General features: G+C 59.4%; 17 protein-coding genes, 1 tRNA gene and 1 pseudogene. 5 read left to right on the top strand and 14 right to left on the bottom strand.

Annotated features, from left to right (window positions below; translation table 11 throughout):
• Window positions 1–705, top strand: a complete 705-nt coding sequence (hdaA, locus tag P9228_RS26475) for a DnaA regulatory inactivator HdaA (protein ID WP_127246170.1) — start codon at window positions 1–3, stop codon at window positions 703–705.
• 36 nt (window positions 706–741) lie between these two features.
• Here the strand turns inward: hdaA and P9228_RS26470 are convergent, their stop codons facing one another.
• The 3 genes from P9228_RS26470 to P9228_RS26460 form a co-directional block, all read right to left on the bottom strand.
• Window positions 742–1,008: a hypothetical protein gene (locus P9228_RS26470; RefSeq protein ID WP_127215639.1), complete on the bottom strand. Its 267-nt coding sequence runs from the start codon at window positions 1,006–1,008 to the stop codon at window positions 742–744.
• 295 nt (window positions 1,009–1,303) lie between these two features.
• Entirely contained in the window at window positions 1,304–1,639 is a 336-nt protein-coding gene (locus P9228_RS26465) for a hypothetical protein (RefSeq protein WP_067330472.1), read from the bottom strand.
• Between the two features lie 64 nt (window positions 1,640–1,703).
• Window positions 1,704–1,780 (bottom strand) — tRNA-Pro (locus tag P9228_RS26460).
• Between the two features lie 924 nt (window positions 1,781–2,704).
• Between P9228_RS26460 and P9228_RS26455 the strand changes: the two are divergent.
• Together P9228_RS26455 and P9228_RS26450 are read left to right on the top strand one after the other, a co-directional pair.
• Window positions 2,705–3,133, top strand: a pseudogene (locus P9228_RS26455) (amino acid ABC transporter permease); the annotation flags it as partial.
• Window positions 3,130–3,873 (top strand): amino acid ABC transporter ATP-binding protein, encoded by a 744-nt coding sequence (locus tag P9228_RS26450; RefSeq protein ID WP_278056396.1) that lies wholly within the window; start codon window positions 3,130–3,132, stop codon window positions 3,871–3,873. The pseudogene P9228_RS26455 and the gene P9228_RS26450, both read left to right, overlap by 4 nt.
• Window positions 3,874–3,993: 120 nt before the next feature.
• On the opposite strand, the gene P9228_RS26445 is transcribed toward P9228_RS26450, so the two are convergent.
• The 10 genes from P9228_RS26445 to P9228_RS26400 form a co-directional block, all read right to left on the bottom strand.
• A complete protein-coding gene (locus P9228_RS26445; RefSeq protein WP_067330474.1) occupies window positions 3,994–4,437 on the bottom strand; it encodes an Lrp/AsnC family transcriptional regulator in 444 nt (147 codons plus the stop codon).
• Complete coding sequence (locus P9228_RS26440) at window positions 4,434–5,243, bottom strand: phosphotransferase (RefSeq protein WP_067330476.1); 810 nt, start codon at window positions 5,241–5,243, stop codon at window positions 4,434–4,436. Before P9228_RS26440 ends, P9228_RS26445 begins: the two co-directional genes overlap by 4 nt.
• Before the next feature lie 14 nt (window positions 5,244–5,257).
• Window positions 5,258–6,667, bottom strand: a complete 1,410-nt coding sequence (locus P9228_RS26435; protein ID WP_067330748.1) for an aspartate ammonia-lyase — start codon at window positions 6,665–6,667, stop codon at window positions 5,258–5,260.
• 22 nt (window positions 6,668–6,689) lie between these two features.
• On the bottom strand, window positions 6,690–7,919 hold the full coding sequence (locus P9228_RS26430; RefSeq protein ID WP_067330478.1) for an aminotransferase class I/II-fold pyridoxal phosphate-dependent enzyme: 1,230 nt from the start codon (window positions 7,917–7,919) through the stop codon (window positions 6,690–6,692).
• Window positions 7,920–8,033: 114 nt separating this feature from the next.
• Window positions 8,034–8,723, bottom strand: a complete 690-nt coding sequence (locus P9228_RS26425; RefSeq protein ID WP_278056393.1) for an ABC transporter permease — start codon at window positions 8,721–8,723, stop codon at window positions 8,034–8,036.
• 10 nt (window positions 8,724–8,733) lie between these two features.
• Window positions 8,734–9,456, bottom strand: coding sequence for an ABC transporter permease subunit (locus tag P9228_RS26420; protein ID WP_278056392.1), 723 nt, complete (start codon window positions 9,454–9,456; stop codon window positions 8,734–8,736).
• A gap of 161 nt (window positions 9,457–9,617) precedes the next feature.
• Window positions 9,618–10,388 carry a transporter substrate-binding domain-containing protein gene (locus P9228_RS26415; protein WP_278056391.1) on the bottom strand — a complete coding sequence of 257 codons (771 nt, stop codon included), beginning with the start codon at window positions 10,386–10,388 and terminating at the stop codon, window positions 9,618–9,620.
• Window positions 10,389–10,434: 46 nt separating this feature from the next.
• A complete protein-coding gene (locus tag P9228_RS26410; protein WP_278056390.1) occupies window positions 10,435–11,214 on the bottom strand; it encodes an ABC transporter ATP-binding protein in 780 nt (259 codons plus the stop codon).
• A 136-nt stretch (window positions 11,215–11,350) separates the two neighbouring features.
• Window positions 11,351–12,760, bottom strand: coding sequence for an aldehyde dehydrogenase family protein (locus tag P9228_RS26405; RefSeq protein ID WP_278056388.1), 1,410 nt, complete (start codon window positions 12,758–12,760; stop codon window positions 11,351–11,353).
• Window positions 12,760–13,821: a homoserine dehydrogenase gene (locus tag P9228_RS26400; RefSeq protein ID WP_278056464.1), complete on the bottom strand. Its 1,062-nt coding sequence runs from the start codon at window positions 13,819–13,821 to the stop codon at window positions 12,760–12,762. The genes P9228_RS26405 and P9228_RS26400 overlap by 1 nt, the downstream gene beginning before the upstream one ends.
• 226 nt (window positions 13,822–14,047) lie before the next feature.
• Between P9228_RS26400 and P9228_RS26395 the strand changes: the two genes are divergently transcribed.
• A complete protein-coding gene (locus P9228_RS26395; RefSeq protein WP_067330495.1) occupies window positions 14,048–14,518 on the top strand; it encodes an Lrp/AsnC family transcriptional regulator in 471 nt (156 codons plus the stop codon).
• On the opposite strand, the gene P9228_RS26390 is transcribed toward P9228_RS26395, so the two are convergent.
• Window positions 14,475–15,116, bottom strand: a complete 642-nt coding sequence (locus P9228_RS26390; protein ID WP_278056386.1) for a PTS sugar transporter subunit IIA — start codon at window positions 15,114–15,116, stop codon at window positions 14,475–14,477. The genes P9228_RS26395 and P9228_RS26390 overlap by 44 nt on opposite strands.
• Before the next feature lie 432 nt (window positions 15,117–15,548).
• Here P9228_RS26390 and P9228_RS26385 point away from each other — a divergent pair, with 432 nt between their 5' ends.
• Window positions 15,549–15,962 (top strand): DUF5602 domain-containing protein, encoded by a 414-nt coding sequence (locus tag P9228_RS26385; RefSeq protein WP_127216081.1) that lies wholly within the window; start codon window positions 15,549–15,551, stop codon window positions 15,960–15,962.
• The last annotated feature ends 6 nt before the right edge of the window (window positions 15,963–15,968 follow it).

Below are 15,968 nucleotides of genomic sequence, written 5' to 3'. Positions count from 1 at the left end.
ATGACTGGCGAACGAACCGATCCACCGCGCCAGCTGCCGCTCGATCTCGGCCACGGTACCGGCTACTCGCGCGACGAGCTCGTCGTCTCCGGGGCCAATGCGCAGGCCGCAGCACTGGTCGACCGCTGGCCGGACTGGCCCGCGCCGGTGGTGGTGCTCGCCGGCCCTCCCGGGTCCGGCAAGACGCATCTTGCCCAGATCTGGCAAGCGCATGCGCACGCTGTCGCCATCGCTCCCGACAGCATCGGCGAGCACATTGGCGGGCTTGGCGCGAGCCCCGCGCTGATCGACGACATCGACAAGCTCCCGATCGACGAGCAAGGCCTGTTCCACCTGATCAACACCGTGCGCGGCGCCGGCTCCACGCTGCTTCTGACGGCGCGGCGCTTTCCCTCGGCCTGGCGCGTCGCGCTGCCGGATCTCATCTCGCGGCTGAAAGCGGCGGCGACCATCGAGATCCACGAGCCGGACGACCTGCTGCTCGCCGGCGTTATCACCAAGCTCTTCGCCGACCGCCAGGTCGAGGTGGAGCCGCATGTCGTGCAATATCTGGTGCGGCGCATCGAACGCTCGCTGGCGACTGCCATGCGGGTCGTGGAGCGCCTCGACCGCGCCGCTCTCGAGCGCAAGACGCCGATCACCCGAGCGCTCGCCGCCGAGACCGTCAGCGCCATGGACGAGGGCCAGGGCGAGTTCGATATTTAGGATGTCGAGGAAGGCTGTTCCGGGATTGTGCGCTCTCTACGCCCATAATCCGGCCAGATGCCGAGCCAGCAGATAGACCCCCGTATGCGTCGCCACGTAGCATGCGGCGACAAAGACGAAGAGCACCAGGCTGGCGATCCGCGACGGGGCGACGCTGCCATTCTGCCTCTTGCTCGGCCGGTTGTTCCAGACCCACAGAGTAGCGCACAGGATTGCCCAGGCGACCGCGACCGGAACCGCGAAGCCATAATAGGCCAAATAGGCCGGGCCGATCAGCGACAGCAGCGCCTCGAGAATAGGCATCCAGAGTCCCCCTTGCCCCGTTTGCCCGGAGTCTAGAGCAACTCCGGGAAAAGTGCGTAGCGGTTTTCCGTCCGGAGTTGCGGGACGATCGTGGCTGTCCCATTTCGAGCCATTTCCCTGGCATCCATCTTGCAGTGTGGAAGAGGCCGGTTGATCCCGGTCCCGGTCACATTGCAGATCGGGTTGTAGGCTCGCCGGGCTCGAGGTTGTTGGGGACTCGCCCGGCGGGTTTACTCGGTTCCACGCCGACGGCTCCCTACAGAGATCAAGGCCTGTTGCTCGATGCTGGACACCTTCAGCCCGTCTTGCCATGGCTGGTGAGCAAGCGCAGCACTTGCACGCTCTTCGGCAGCTCGATCAGGAATTCCGCGTCGCGGTCGAGGTGGTGGACCTGGGTCGGCCCGCCGCCGGTGAAGCGCGCCATTGCCTCGATGCTCTCCCAATAGGAGATCGTCACGAACTCGGAATGGGTCGCCGTGTCCTCGCGAAATGTCTGGACGCCGACTGCCTTTTCGATGAGCGGCTTGATGCCGGTCTCGTAATTGTAAGCTTCATAATCGTCGGCTTTTTCCGGCAAGGTCCGGCCGCGCCAGATGCGGGCGATGGTGGGGGTCCTTGGAGTGTCGGCCATGGCAACAGAACTTCTGAAGGCCGACAGGGTTCCCGAAGCGCGGGCTCTAAGATGTTCAGGAAACTGGTCGGAGTGGCGTGATTCGAACACGCGACCCCCTGATCCCAAATCAGGTGCGCTACCAGGCTGCGCTACACTCCGAACGGCATCCCCATAGGGTTCCGAACCATTTTGAGCAAGCCCCAAAATGGAAGAGCGGAACGAACAGCGTACATTGGCAGAGTCCGGCACGCAAAGTCCCACGGAAAGTCCCACAGTGTTGCCCAGTCGTTCCCCCTCCTGCTTTCGAGCCGAAGGTCAAAAATGTAATAAGTCTCGATGCCGGCTGCGGGCGATGGGCAGGCGCAGATAAGCGGCGGCGTACGGATGCGCGCCCAGCAACATCTCTATCGACCGCGCCCGCCGTTGAGCTTCGCGTCACCACACATCCACGTAACGAGGCCAGAGTCCTGTCAAATTGATCAGCAGGCCTAATGGCGGGTGGGTCACGGCCGCTATTCGCGTCGGTACCCATGCGAAACTAAACGAACATCATAACGACGGTTGCCCCGATAATGATTCAGGACAAGCCCGCCGATCAGCATCGGCAGCAAGCTGCTGTCACGGTTAATGTTAGACTCGAACTGCCTTGAAACTGGCTTGTCGTTTTTCTTCGGCTTAACCATTCTCGTCTACTTCCCAGAAAGAGCGCTCTTCCCATGCGGTAGTGTGACACCCGTCCAGTCGAAGCCTAGACTGCACCAAATTGTCCACACGCAGCCATCTCACGTAGTTCCAGCGTTCCTAGTGGCCCGCTGGCTCGCCCGTCGCCAATGCAGCCGGGGAACGGGGGGCCTACGAGGAAGTTTTCGGGCATCATCGCGGTGTGTAGCGGTCAGGGGTGCTCGGAATGAGGCCATCGCACCGCGCCCCGCAAGGCAGCGCTGCATCCCCCATACGAGACAACTCCAACCCCTCCGGGGAAATATGCAAATTGGTGGAACTCGGGAGCAGCTGAGTTTCGAGAACCGTCAACGCCTCATCTGCGGATTGTGCAAAGGCGGAGCCGCTCCCGAACCTGAGATGCTGCCGCAGCTCGGCTTCGTCATCAATGCCGTGCCCGCCGGCATACTGGCGCTGTCGCTCTGCTACGGCGCCTACATGACCGAGATCTTCCGCTCCGGCATTCAGAGCATCGATCGGGGCCAATGTGAGGCCGCGCTCCATGGGTTCGGCTTCGCCTTGACCATGCGCCGCATCATCCTGCCGCAGGCATTGCCGGTCATCATTCCGCCGACCGGCAACCAGTTCATCTCGATGCTGAAGGATTCTTCGCTGGTCTCCGTCATCGGCGTTTGGGAGCTGATGTTCCTGGTACGAACGCTCGGCCAGAAGACCTTCCAGCACATGGAAATGCTGATCTCGGCCGCCATCATTTATTGGGTGCTGTCGATCTGCCTCGAGCTGATCCAGTCGCGGATCGAACGGCACTACGCCAGGAGCAAAGTGCGATGAGCGCGCGGGTTATCATTGAAGCCAGGGCAGTTTCCAAATGGTACGGCCAGTTCCACGCGCTGAAGGACATCAACCTGACTGTCCACAAAGGCGAGCGCATCGTCATCTGCGGGCCGTCCGGCTCGGGCAAGTCGACACTGATCCGCTGCTTCAACCGCCTCGAAGCGCATCAGGGCGGCGATATCGTCGTCAACGGCGTCGCTCTGCATGGCAAGATGAAGAACCTCGCCGCCGTCCGCTCCAATGTTGGCATGGTGTTCCAGCACTTCAATCTGTTTCCGCATATGACGGTGTTGATGAACTGCATGGCCGGGCCAATGTGGGTCAAAGGTGTTTCCGCCATGGAAGCACGCAAGACCGCTATTCAGTTCCTCGAACGGGTCCGTATTCCCGAGCAGGCGAACAAGTTCCCGGTCCAGCTGTCGGGCGGCCAGCAACAGCGTGTCGCGATCGCCCGCAGCCTGTGCATGAAACCGGACGTCATGCTTTTCGACGAACCGACCTCTGCCCTCGACCCGGAAATGGTCTCGGAGGTGCTGGAGACCATGACTGGATTGGCCCGCGACGGCATGACCATGGTGTGTGTAACGCATGAGATGGGTCTTGCCCGTGCAGTGGCCGACCGCGTCATTTTCATGGACGCTGGGCAGATCGTCGAAGAGGGCACGCCCGACGAGTTTTTCAGTCACCCGCGCCCCGAGCGAACGAAATTGTTCCTCAGCCAGATCTTGAAGCACTAGCCTTCCGGGAGAAGGTGGCTTTTCGACTTTCTTGCAGAAAGCGGACAGCCCGCTCTCGGCCCCCAAGTCGGACATCCCTCCCATCGGTCGCACGGCCTAAGGAGGGGAATCCATAAAGGTTCAACGCCGGATCATCGACGATAGCGCGAACGCTGTGAGGGTGTCTCGCACACCGGGCAATGCGGAAATCTCCTGCCAGATCTGCCGTGTGCGATCGGCCTCCGTCGCCTCTACACGGACGACCAGGTCGAATTCGCCGCTCATCACGTCGCAGGCGACGACCTCTGGGATCCGTCGCAGTGCTTGAATGACGTCGCCCCCCCGCATCCGGTCATTGCGATAAACAAACATCAGTGCCGCAATCGTTGAAGACGCGATGCGTCCTTCGCCTGCAATGATCGTATATCCCCGGATTAGGCCATCCCGCTCCAGGCGTTCAATCCGCTGGCGGACGGCGTTGCGAGAAAGATTGACCCTCGCGGCCAGGTCCGCATGCGAGATACGCGCGTTTCTGGTCAGTTCCATAAGAATACGCTCGTCTGCCCGGTCAAGAAGCCTTTTCATGCGGCACCAATAGGAGTTTCTCTAGCTGCAAACAGGCTTTGCGCTGATAGGAACGCGTTCTCGGCACGAACCCGTAGATCAATACTACCTTCCGAAACAGCTAGAAAAGTCGCAGCCGCAGCGAGAGCAAAGGCCGCCAGTGCTTGGCGCTCGTTGTCTTGCAACTGGCGGACGCGGCAATATCCCTTGAGAATTGCCTCCGCGCGCTCCCCATCCAGCGCCCCGTTGCTCAGCATCGTCCATCGAACCAACACGTCTGCCAGTTCTGCGATCAGGACATCGTCATGGCGAAGCCTGAAATTGATGATGCCACTGACGCAATCGCCGAGAAAAAACACATTGTCCGGAAACAGCGCCCCATGGATTGGTCCCCTTGGCAGTCCCTCCCTCTTTTCGGGAGAGGCAGGCATCAGCGTTCGATGGATCTGCGCGAGGCGCCGCCCGAGATCGAAACACTGGGCCGGGCTTGCGCAAGCCGATTGCGTGCCCTGGACAAAGCCGACCACCGCCACGAGCTTCCCGGACAGACGGATCGTCGCCCCGCCCGTTTCGGTGCGGAACGTTTTAGGGCAGGGAACACACGCGGCCGACAACAACTCCATGGTCCGAAACGCGCGTTCAAGATCGAACGGCTCAGCGCCGTTTTCAAACAGAGTGACGATGTACTCGCCCCGCTGTGACCGGAAGAGATAGGTCGTCTCGGTATCTCCGTCGGCAATGCCAATCACCGAGGTCAGCGGGGCTATGCCGTAGGCGACCGAAATCGCTTCGCGGTCATCGTCGGAAAGCTGGGTAAATACGGCCATGGTCGATTCGGGAGTTAAATGCGTTTCAGCACAACAGAGGAGGACTGCGCGACGCCGAAAATCTGATCCAGTTGTGCACGGCTGAACGAGCCATCGGCCTCAGCAGCCTGGCGAAGGCTTGTGCCGGAAGCGAGCGCCGCCTTGGCCAAGAGTGCAGCCTTGCTATATCCGACAACTGGATTGAGCGATGCGGCCAGAATGAGCGACTGATCATAGAGAAAGCGGCAGCGATCGGCATCCGCCTCGATGCCGTCGACGCAACGTTCGCGCAGGATATCCATGCCGCGCGCCAGAAGTCGCATCGATTGCAGGATGTTGAGAACGATCACGGGCTCCATCGCGTTTAACTGCAATTGTCCAGCGCTCGCCGCCAGTGTCACCGTCAGATCGTTGCCAATGATTTGAAAGCCAATCTGGTTCATCATCTCGGGAATGACTGGGTTGACCTTGCCCGGCATGATCGACGAGCCGGCCTGTCGCGGAGGCAATCTGATTTCACCAAGGCCAGCCCGAGGGCCACTGGAGAGCAGCCTCAAATCGTTACATATCTTGGAAAGCTTGACAGCGATCCGCTTCAGCGTGCCCGAAAACGACACAAAGGCTCCGGTGTCGGACGTTGCTTCCACGAAGTTGCGTGCCGGAACCATTTCAAGCCGAGAAATTTCCGAAAGATGACGGCAGGCGCTGACTGAGAATCCCTCGGGCGCATTTAAGCCGGTGCCGATGGCGGTGCCTCCGAGGTTCATTTCCCGCATCAGTTCCATGGCTTTTCGAAGCTGGATTATGTCTTCGTCAATGGTCTCGGCAAAAGCGTCGAACTCCTGACCAAGGAACATTGGAACCGCGTCCTGCAACTGGGTGCGTCCGACCTTGGCGATATTAGCGAATTCCTCACCCTTTCTGCCAAAGGTATCTCGCAGCCTTCGCTGCGCTTCGAGCACGGCGGCGCAGCCGCGCATCACCGTTACCCGGATGGCCGTCGGATAGACATCGTTAGTCGACTGGGACAGGTTGACATGGTCATTGGGGTGAACCGCGGCGTAGTCGCCCGGCACCTTGCCTATCTCCAGAAGCGCCAGGTTCGCGACCACCTCATTGACGTTCATGTTGGTCGAGGTCCCGGCGCCTCCCTGCATCATGTCGATCGGGAAATGGTCGGTGAGGTCCTCGCAGGTGATCAGTCGATCGCAGGCTCGATCGATTGCATCGGCAACATCGGGAGCCAGTAGTTGCAGCTCCTTGTTGGTTCGTGCAGCCGCCTTTTTGACCATGGCAAGCGATTGAACGAATTCCGGGAAGTCCCGCAGGCGGATTCCGGATACGTCGAAATTCTCCGCTGCCCTCAGCGTGTGGATGCCGAACAGCGCGTCGGCGGGCAGATCCCGCTCGCCGAGCATATCGGTTTCGGTCCTCTCAACGGTCATCATATCCCCTCGCGCAAGAGCCTTAGGCACGCAGCGCCTGGTCAAGATCCTCGATCAGGTCGTCCACCGACTCCAGGCCAATGGAAAGGCGAAAGACGCCGTCTCCCGCGAAGGCGCGGTAGTCGTCGAGCTGAGCGCCCCGCAGACCGTAAGTCGATTTCATCATTTCGTTCGTATCGAGAAGGACAACGATGCTGCGCTGGTGACCAAGCGAAAAGGCGTAGTGCGCTACGCGGAGCCTGTCAGCGAGTTGGGCTGCCATCGCCTGCGGGTCGTCGGTCTGGAAGGTCAGAACTCCCCCGAATACATCCATCTGACGTGTTGCCAAGGCATGCTGCGGATGGCTTTCCAGGCCGGGGTAGGTGACAGACCTGATTTTTGGATGCTTGGCGAGAAAACGGGCGATCTGCATCGCAGAAGCGGACATGGTCCGGAGCCTGGGAAAGAGCGTGTCGATCCCGCGCATGATGAGCCAGGCATTCTGGGCAGACAAAGAAGCGCCGAGATAAACTCCAGTACGAGAGCGGATTTTTTCCACCAGATCCTTGCGCCCGCACACGGCGCCACCCAAGGCGTCGCCGTGCCCGTTGATGAACTTGGTCAGGGAGTGAATGACGAGATCGATGCCGAGTACGGCCGGGCGGGTCGCGACCGGCGTGGCAAGCGTGGAATCGACGGAAACCAGCGCGCCGCGTTCGTGTGCCAGCTTCGCGACTTCGGCCAGATCGGTCAGGCGCAGGATTGGATTGCAGGGGCTTTCGCAGTGGACGAGCCGCGTGTTGGGTCGGAAGGCTGCGACAACGTCGCCAATGACCGACATGTTCACGGCGCTCACCTCGATCCCGTACTCGGGCAATATGCGGTGTGCCAGTTCGTAGGCGCCGGCATAGCAGACGTCGCTGATGATCAGATGGTCCCCCCCTTTGAGAAAGGTCAGGAAGGTGGCTGCGATCGCGGCCACGCCGGTTGCTGTTGCGAGCGCATCCTCCGCACCTTCGAGTGCGGCCATGCGCTGCTCGAGTTGCCGCACGGTCGGATTGGTCCAGCGGGCATACAGAAACGGCAGAGCAGTCAGGTCTGATACCCCGTCCGCGGAAAAGGCGCCGTCACCAGGAACCAACATGTTGTTGACCGACATTGAGATGTTGGGCGCGATAGCCTTCGTGATCGGATCGATGATCAGTCCGCCGTCGAGCGCCAGGGTTTCCCGACGTAGGACGACACCGCCGCTTACGGGCGGCAACAGCGTCATGCGTGCATTCGAGCCCCAACTGTCAGTTGCGAAGGGAGTAGAGATGTTCGAGGACATGGAAGACCTTCCTGCAGAATTCCTGGAATTTCATCGTCTTGGGGCCGAGCTGATGATTCAGCTGCGAACCGAGATTTGCGCCTCGACGAGCCTGAAGGTGCGGGTGATCAGAAGCGTCAGCAAGATGTAGAACACCGTGACGATCATCAGCGGTTCATAAACGAGCAGGGTGTCCTGCCTCACCTTGTACGCGACGGCGTAGAGATCCATCACTGTCACGGTGAAGGCGAGGGGTGTCGCTTTTAGTTGCAGAACCACCTCGCCAGCTATCGTCGGCAGTGCGATACGTATGGCGCGAGGCAGCCAGATCCGTCTCAACAGCGTCCAGGAAGTCATACCGAACGAGCGACCTGCCTCGAGCTCGCCTTTCGGGACGGCGAGAAGCGCACCCCGCAGGACTTCGGCCTCATAGGCGGCGTAGTTGAGCGTGAAACTGAGCGCTGCGAAGAAGAAGCCCTCCCGCACTATCGGCCAGAGGAAGCTCGCGCGCAGCCCTGGTATCATCGGCAGCAGCGAACCGATGCCGTAATAGAGCAACCACAATTGGATCAAAAGTGGCGTGCCGCGAAGGCAGGTGCAGTAGCAACGGGCAAGCCATTTCAGCCATCGCGGACCGCTGACCTGCGCGAGCGCTAGACCGATCGCCAGAATGAAGCCGACCCCGACGGAAATGACGAGAAGGAGGACCGTCTGAACCGCGCCTGCGGCAATGAGCGGCCAATAGGACGATACCCATGAGAAATTCATCGCGAGCGTCCTAAGCGGTTTTCGGCTGCCCGCGTCGATAGCGGCTCTCGAGGAGGCCGAAGACGACGTTGGAGACAAGCGTGATGACGAGATAGACGGCAGCGGCGACCAGGAAGAACAGAAAATAGTGCTTCGTGTTGCCGGCCGCGATCCGCGTGGCGAGCGCCAACTCCTGATAGCCGACGACCGCGATCAACGCACTGTCCTTCGTCACCGACATCCAGAGGTTGGCAAGCCCAGGCAGGGCATTCGGGATCAATGCCGGCAGAGCGATACGGCGAAACCTCAACCATGGGCGCATGCCGAAGGAACTGGCGGCCTCGATCTGTCCAACAGGAATCGCCAGGATTGCGCCACGAAACACTTCGGTCATGTAGGCGCCCTGGACGATTCCGAGCACTGCGATTGCCGCGACAAACCCGTTGATCTCGACATTGGGAAGCCCGAAGCTCGAGAGAATTCGGTTCAGACCGTCAGTGCCGGCATAGTACAGACCGATAATCAGGATCAGTTCGGGAATGGCCCGAACCGCAGTCGTATAGACGTCGAGAAGAAGCAGGACCGGCGGGTTGCCCTTGAGTTTGCCAAGAGCCCCGCCAAGACCAATCAGCATCCCGAGAAGGTAAGCACCCAACGATATCGAAATGGTAGAAAGCGCGCCTTTGAGAAGCACGCCGGCCCATCCAGGCGGATAGGGGGAAAGCATTTCTAGGATCGACTGGGAGGTCGACATCTGAGTTCAACCTTGATTTTTGGGCGGGAACGAGAGCCGCGAAGCGCGATGCTTCGCATCCGGCGAACAACGCCGGCGGTGCACCGGCCAATGACCCGAGACATAACCGGCGGACAAGCGGGCTACGGCAGATGCGCTTACGTCGTCTGTCGTAGCCACACTCATTCACCGTACGGGTCGAAATCGAAGTACTTCTTCGAGATTTCCGCATACTTTCCGTTTGCTCTGACAGCCGTAATTGCTGCATTGAGCTTCTCGCGCAGTGCCTGATCGCCTTTTCTCAGTCCACCGCCGATGCCCGATCCAAGGATGGCCGGATCGTCTTTCACATTTCCCATGTCTTTGCAGCATTCCTTGCCGAAGTCGGATTTGAGGAGTTCCGACAGCGGTATGGAATCGCCGAAGACGTAGTCGATCCGGCCAGCGGCAAGATCCTGGAACGCCTCATCGAGCGTCGTGTAGGTTTTTTCCGATGCCTTGTCGGCGAAACATTTCTTGTAGTATTCGGACTGAATGGTCGACACCTGGATGCCGATCGTCTTTCCCGAAACATCATCCGGCGAAGCTCCGGTCGTGCCATCCTTGGCGCCAATTAGTTTGCTCGGCGTGTTGTAGTATTTGTCGGTGAAGTCGATCGTCTGCTTGCGCTCGTCGGTGATCGACATCGACGACCAGATGACATCGAATTTTTTCGCCTGAAGCCCTGGAATGAGGCCGTCCCAGGACATGTCGACGACAGAGCAGGTTTCCTTCATCTCGGCGCAGACAGCATCCATCAGCTCGATTTCCCAGCCGACCCACTTGCCGGAGGGGTCTTTGGTGAAGAAGGGCGGATAGGCTTCGTTCATGATGCCAAAGCGAACTTCGGCACTCGCAGTGGCGATTGACAGGGCGAGCGCGGCCCCTGTCAGCAGGATGGACAGCAATTTCATTCAATTCCCCTTTCTTGAGTTTTCGTCAGGTTGGAAACAGGGAGGGTCAGCCGCTCAACGCGCCGGTAAATTCTCGGCAACGGGCAGTTATCGGCGCACCGAAGACTTGATCCGGCGACCCTTCTTCTTCGACGCGCCCCTGATGCAGGAACATCACGTGACTGGAGACGTCGCGAGCGAATTTCATCTCATGCGTCACGAGGAGCATCGTTCGGCCCTCGTCCGCGAGATCTCGGATAACCTTCAGGACCTCGCCGACAAGTTCAGGATCCAGGGCGGAAGTAGGCTCGTCGAACAGCATCACGGCCGGGTCGACACAAAGGGCACGAGCGATGGACGCGCGCTGCTGTTGGCCGCCCGACAGGAAGGCCGGATAGGCGTGCCGTTTCTCATAAAGTCCGACCTTCGCAAGCAAACTGTCGGCCCGATCGATCGCCTCGCTGCGGCTCACCCCCAGCACATGAACCGGGGCCTCGATGGCATTCTGGAGCACCGTCATGTGGGGCCAGAGATTGAAACTCTGGAACACCATGGCCAGGCCGGTCCGCATACGCTCGATCTGCCGCCAGTTGGCCGGATACCCCAGTCCACCTTGGTCGGACTTCATGAGAACCTCTTCGCCATTGATGACAAAGCGGCCGCGATCAGGAATCTCGAGAAAGTTGATGCACCGCAGAAAGGTGCTTTTGCCTGACCCCGAAGACCCGATGAGCGAGATGACATCGCCCTTCTCAGCCGACAGCGATATTCCCTTCAGGACTTCATGCTTGGCGTAGCTCTTGTGGACATTATCCACGAGCAAGGCAGGAGGAGCCTTTTTCGTCATGCCTGTAGTTCCCTATGGAATTCTTATTGGGTTTTGCCGGATAGTACCCGGCCCGGTATGCGGCTTTCCCGCGTATTCGTGGTCAGACGCGCGGAAAATGAGCTCTCAAGGCGGCTCTTTTGCGGGAGAAAGACAGCTAGGCTCGATTGATGCAGATGACCTTTGGCTGTGTCATCTCTTCGTAGGCAAAGCGAACGCCTTCACGCCCCATGGCGCCATACTTGAAACCGCCGAACGGCATGGCATCAAATCGATAATCGGAAGAGTCGTTGATCATCACTCCTCCTGCCTCGATCTGCCCGGCGGCATCCAATGCGTCGCCGATGTTGTTGGTGAAGACGCCTGCGTGCAGGCTGTATTCGGGACCGTTCGCCATCACGATCGCATCGGCGAGTGTATCGAAGGATTGCAGGAGGACGACGGGCGCGAAGACTTCCTCCGCCCACAATCGACATGTCTTCGGCACACCTTCCAGCACGGTTGGCTGATAGACTGTTCCTGCTCGACGGTGCCCGCACAGGAGCTTTGCTCCCGCGGCAATGGCGTCGTCGACCATCGTCTCCGCGCGTTTGGCCGCCTGTTCCGAAATCATCGGGCCGACGTCGGTATCCTCGCGCTCTGGATTGCCGGCAAGCAGGTTGCGCGTACCAGCCACGAACGCTTCACGGAACCGCTCATAGACCGGCGCCTGGATGATAATCCGCTGGGTGCCGATGCAATTCTGGCCGGCAGCCCAGTACGCGCCCGACACGCACGCATCGACCGCCTTGGCGAAGTCACAATCCGCCAGGACTACGACAGGTGCATTGCCGCCGAGATCCATGGCGAGCTTCTTCAGCCCTGCTGTCCTGGCAATTGCTTCTCCGGTCGCAAAACCTCCGGTGAACGACACCATTCGGACATCGCGCGCCGAGACGATCGCGCTGCCCAGGTCGGCGCCGCCGACAGCGACCGTGATGATCTCCTCAGGCAACCCGGCTTCGACCAGCGTTTCGACAAGGCGGATCGCCGAAAGCGGGGTCAGTTCGGACGGCTTCAGCAAGACGGCGTTGCCGCCGGCGATTGCCGGCCCGAGCTTATGGGCGACGAGATTGAGCGGGTCGTTGTAAGGAGTAATCGCTGCGATGATCCCTAGCGGCTCCCGCGTGAACCAGCCCTGACGCGCCTCGGAACCGGCGTAAGCGCCGAACGGAATGACCTCACCGGCGTTGCGTTTTGCTTCTTCCGCGGAGAGCTTCAGCGTGTTGACGCACCGAAAGGCTTCCTTGCGGGCCTGGACGATGGTTTTGCCGGCTTCCCGTACAATCAAGCGGGCAAAATCTTCGTTCTGGCGCTCGACGGCGCGGGCGGCCTTTTCCAATATTGTCGCTCGCTGATGTCTCGGCAGCGCTCGCGACAAGACAGCTCCGGATTTGGCACGATCTATGAGCGCCGCAATCTGGTCGGCAGCAGTGCTTTCGACGCTGCCGATCACCGTTCCATCATAGGGATTTCTGACGGCGATCTGCTCGAACACATCGGCGATACGCAATTTTGCAGCGGTCATCACGCAGCTTCCTTCTTGTCGGCGGAAGGGCGGTACTGATGGATGGTGATGATGTCCGAGAGGAGCGCATAAGCCGTCTCGACCCTGCCTGCGCCGGGTCCGGTCACCGTCACCGCGCCGAGAAGGTCTGTCTTGAGCGAGATGGCGTTGATCGCCCCGCCAACGGCGGCGAGCGCATGATCGAGCGCAAGGCGCTGCGGTCCCACACGGGCTGCGATACCACCGTCCTGGCGAACCGAGGCCGAGCCGATCAGCTTCCAGCGATAGCCTTCTCGCGTCGCCGCGTCGATATCGGCCACGGTCAGGCCCGAAATACCCTTGCAGTCCACGTCCTGCGGCGTCAGCTTTCCACCGAGTAGTTCATTTGCGAGGATGACGACTTTCAACCGGACATCGTGACCTTCAACATCGGCAGTAGGGTCGGCTTCCGCATAACCGAGGCCCTTTGCTTCTTTTACCGCCTCCGCGAAGGAAAGCCCGCCCTCCATGCGGCCAAGAACAAAGTTCGAGGTGCCGTTCAGAATCCCTTCGAAACCATGAAGCCCGGCGCCCGCGAGCGTCCTTTGGGCCATACGAATGACCGGGGTGCCGCTCATGACAGCCCCCTCATGTTCAAACATCACGCCGTGCCGCGCCCCGAGTGCCTTCAGCTCCGCGGCCGCCAGGGCAACCGGGCCCTTGTTGGTTGTGACGACGTGCTTGCCGCTTTCGAGTGCCCAACGGCAATGGGATACGGCCGGCTCGCCATCGACCGGATTGGTGAAGGTCGCCTCGGCGACAATGTCAGCCGGAGCCTGCTTGATGACCTTTTCGTTGTCGGCTTCGGCACTGCCGCCGGACAGTTGTGCGAACCCGCCCCTCGCGAATCTGGTTTCCACCAGCATGCGCGCGTCGATGCCGTTGGGAGAAATGACTGAGCCGAGATGGAGATCGGTAACAGCGACGATGTTTAAACGGAAGCCGAGTTCGGCATTCCAACGATCATTGCTTCCTGCGATCAGCTCGGCCAAGGCGCGGTTGACACCGCCGAAACCGATAAGCGCGATATTGTACTGTGTCATGCCAATTCCTCTCGTGAGCGATGGATCGATGATGAACGAGCCGAGAGGCAGGTCGAAGCTCGCAGAATGGCCAAAGAACTGGTCAGCCTGCACGCTGAGCCGGCAAAATGCCCGGAACGCGCAAAACTCATCAATTGTCGCGGGAGAAGCGAGCATCGGCCAAATTTTGACGATTGACCGCGATTGGGAACTATAGTCAGCGGAAAGTCTCAGGTGCGAGGAGAAAATGGCGGAGTTACTGGATCAGTTCGACCGAACCATCCTTGAGATCATGCAGCGGGATTGTCAGATGAAGGCGGAAGCCATTGGAGAGATGGTTGGCCTTTCAGCGTCCGCTGTTCAGCGGCGCATTAAGCGGATGCGGGAGGAACGGATCATCTCCGCGGAAATCGCCCTTGTGGACCGCAAGGTTGCTGGAAGTCCGATGACGTTCATTGTCGGAATGGAGATCGAGCGCGAAAACTACGATGCTCTATCGAAATTCCGGGCTTGGGTCGAGAAACAGGATCACATCCAACAGGTCTACTATGTGACTGGATCAGTGGATCTCGTTGCAATCATCACGGCACAGGATGTGGAGCAGTACGACGAGATCACCGCGCAGATCATGTCCCAAAATCCACAGATCAAGCGAATGCACACCAATGTTGTCCTCAAGGACATAAAAACAGGGATGTTTGTCCCAGTATCGCCATAGCAAATGCGACCGTGGTGATGTTTACAGTCTCGGCAATGCTTGCCGGTGTGGCGGTGATCGTGACCGCGCCGGTAGGCTTCGTTGGTACGCGAAAGCTGTCGGTGCGCTGTCCGAGCATCTGATCCGGGGAAATATGCAAATTGGTGGAACTCGGGAGCAGCTGAGTTTCGAGAACGGTCAACGCCTCATCTGCGGATTGTGCAAGGCGGAGCCGCTCCCGAACCTGAGATGCCCGAAGCAGCCGGCATATTCGCGAAAGGGCAGGGAGGAAGGCGCAAGAGGCTGAGCGCGGCCAAAGGATAGTGTAAACGAGATCGACTGGGTCGTCGTCGGGACCGTCGAAATCCACAGGCGGGGCCAAGCGTGTCAAAGACGCGACAGGCGAGGAGATGTTCTCCAGCAGAGCGTGCGGGATCGCCACGCCACGACCAATGCCAGTCGAGGCGAGGCGCTCGCGGTCGAAAAGACCGCGGAGAACCACCTTCTCGTCAAGTCCACTCCTTCGAGCGATCCTGATCGCGATTTTCGACAAGGCTGATTGCTTTCCCTTTGTCACAAGGTCAAGCGAGATGTCTTCTTCCAACAAGATGGGGGACATAATCGGGGTCAAACCTCCGCGTCGATCCAAACGCAGGCGCAAATGAGTGTTCAGCCGCGCTGCTTAGGCAGAGCCGAAATCACTTTCGAATGAAGTTGAGATCCTGGCCGTCCCGGACGCGCAGCCAGGGCCCTCTCGCGTCCGGGTTAATGGCCCGTTTTGAGGCGTTTCGGCATTCGCCGGAAATCGAGGTTAAAAATATGCATAGCAGTTCGAAGATAGTGAAAGATTTTTCGAAATCAAGCAAACCGTACGCGACCTGACGAGCAAAAATAGTGCACTGAGACAACAGTTAATTTCGTTTGACGACCGGAACAGTCTCCTGCTTGCTGGTTTGGACGCGATATGCCCGTCTCACCAATGAATATCGGTTGTCCACCTTCCTATAGATCAACGGTGGTCGCATTTTTAGTTCAACAAGGAGATACCGTGATGAAAAAACTCATCCTCGCAGTTGCCTTCACAGCGGGCAGTTCGCTTTGCGCCATGGCGGCGGATGAGGTCACCAAAGCCCCACCAGCGGCTCCTTACGAACAGGTCAGCAAGCTCGTGAAGCTGCCCGACTTCCTGCCGGGCATGGGCCAACTTTTCGTCGATCCGACGACATTGCCTGCCGGCCCGTTCCTTGCCTATGACCATGACGGCAAGCTTGTCAGCACCATCTATATGCTGCCGATCAAGGATCTCAATCCGGACAAGCGTTTGGACGACCTCAAGGCGCCAGGCGGCAATGTCGACCATGTCGACATCTACTACAATGCCGGGCATCCCGGCGTTCCGGAACCGCACGTCCACGTCGTGTTGTGGCACGTCTCTACCGCCGACGAAGCACGTGTCGCCAAATGAGCTTCA

The organism is Mesorhizobium sp. WSM4898, assembly GCF_029625845.1.
In the GTDB taxonomy this organism is placed as follows: domain Bacteria; phylum Pseudomonadota; class Alphaproteobacteria; order Rhizobiales; family Rhizobiaceae; genus Mesorhizobium.
This window is presented reverse-complemented; position numbering and strand designations above follow the sequence as displayed.

What these genes read in the sequence shown, in the direction of transcription:
- hdaA (WP_127246170.1), top strand. Translation starts at nt 1, where the DNA reads ATGACTGGCGAACGAACCGATCCACCGCGCCAGCTGCCGCTCGATCTC.
- P9228_RS26470 (WP_127215639.1), bottom strand. Translation starts at nt 1,008, where the DNA reads ATGCCTATTCTCGAGGCGCTGCTGTCGCTGATCGGCCCGGCCTATTTG.
- P9228_RS26465 (WP_067330472.1), bottom strand. Translation starts at nt 1,639, where the DNA reads ATGGCCGACACTCCAAGGACCCCCACCATCGCCCGCATCTGGCGCGGC.
- P9228_RS26450 (WP_278056396.1), top strand. Translation starts at nt 3,130, where the DNA reads ATGAGCGCGCGGGTTATCATTGAAGCCAGGGCAGTTTCCAAATGGTAC.
- P9228_RS26445 (WP_067330474.1), bottom strand. Translation starts at nt 4,437, where the DNA reads ATGAAAAGGCTTCTTGACCGGGCAGACGAGCGTATTCTTATGGAACTG.
- P9228_RS26440 (WP_067330476.1), bottom strand. Translation starts at nt 5,243, where the DNA reads ATGGCCGTATTTACCCAGCTTTCCGACGATGACCGCGAAGCGATTTCG.
- P9228_RS26435 (WP_067330748.1), bottom strand. Translation starts at nt 6,667, where the DNA reads ATGACCGTTGAGAGGACCGAAACCGATATGCTCGGCGAGCGGGATCTG.
- P9228_RS26430 (WP_067330478.1), bottom strand. Translation starts at nt 7,919, where the DNA reads ATGACGCTGTTGCCGCCCGTAAGCGGCGGTGTCGTCCTACGTCGGGAA.
- P9228_RS26425 (WP_278056393.1), bottom strand. Translation starts at nt 8,723, where the DNA reads ATGAATTTCTCATGGGTATCGTCCTATTGGCCGCTCATTGCCGCAGGC.
- P9228_RS26420 (WP_278056392.1), bottom strand. Translation starts at nt 9,456, where the DNA reads ATGTCGACCTCCCAGTCGATCCTAGAAATGCTTTCCCCCTATCCGCCT.
- P9228_RS26415 (WP_278056391.1), bottom strand. Translation starts at nt 10,388, where the DNA reads ATGAAATTGCTGTCCATCCTGCTGACAGGGGCCGCGCTCGCCCTGTCA.
- P9228_RS26410 (WP_278056390.1), bottom strand. Translation starts at nt 11,214, where the DNA reads ATGACGAAAAAGGCTCCTCCTGCCTTGCTCGTGGATAATGTCCACAAG.
- P9228_RS26405 (WP_278056388.1), bottom strand. Translation starts at nt 12,760, where the DNA reads ATGACCGCTGCAAAATTGCGTATCGCCGATGTGTTCGAGCAGATCGCC.
- P9228_RS26400 (WP_278056464.1), bottom strand. Translation starts at nt 13,821, where the DNA reads ATGACACAGTACAATATCGCGCTTATCGGTTTCGGCGGTGTCAACCGC.
- P9228_RS26395 (WP_067330495.1), top strand. Translation starts at nt 14,048, where the DNA reads ATGGCGGAGTTACTGGATCAGTTCGACCGAACCATCCTTGAGATCATG.
- P9228_RS26390 (WP_278056386.1), bottom strand. Translation starts at nt 15,116, where the DNA reads ATGTCCCCCATCTTGTTGGAAGAAGACATCTCGCTTGACCTTGTGACA.
- P9228_RS26385 (WP_127216081.1), top strand. Translation starts at nt 15,549, where the DNA reads ATGAAAAAACTCATCCTCGCAGTTGCCTTCACAGCGGGCAGTTCGCTT.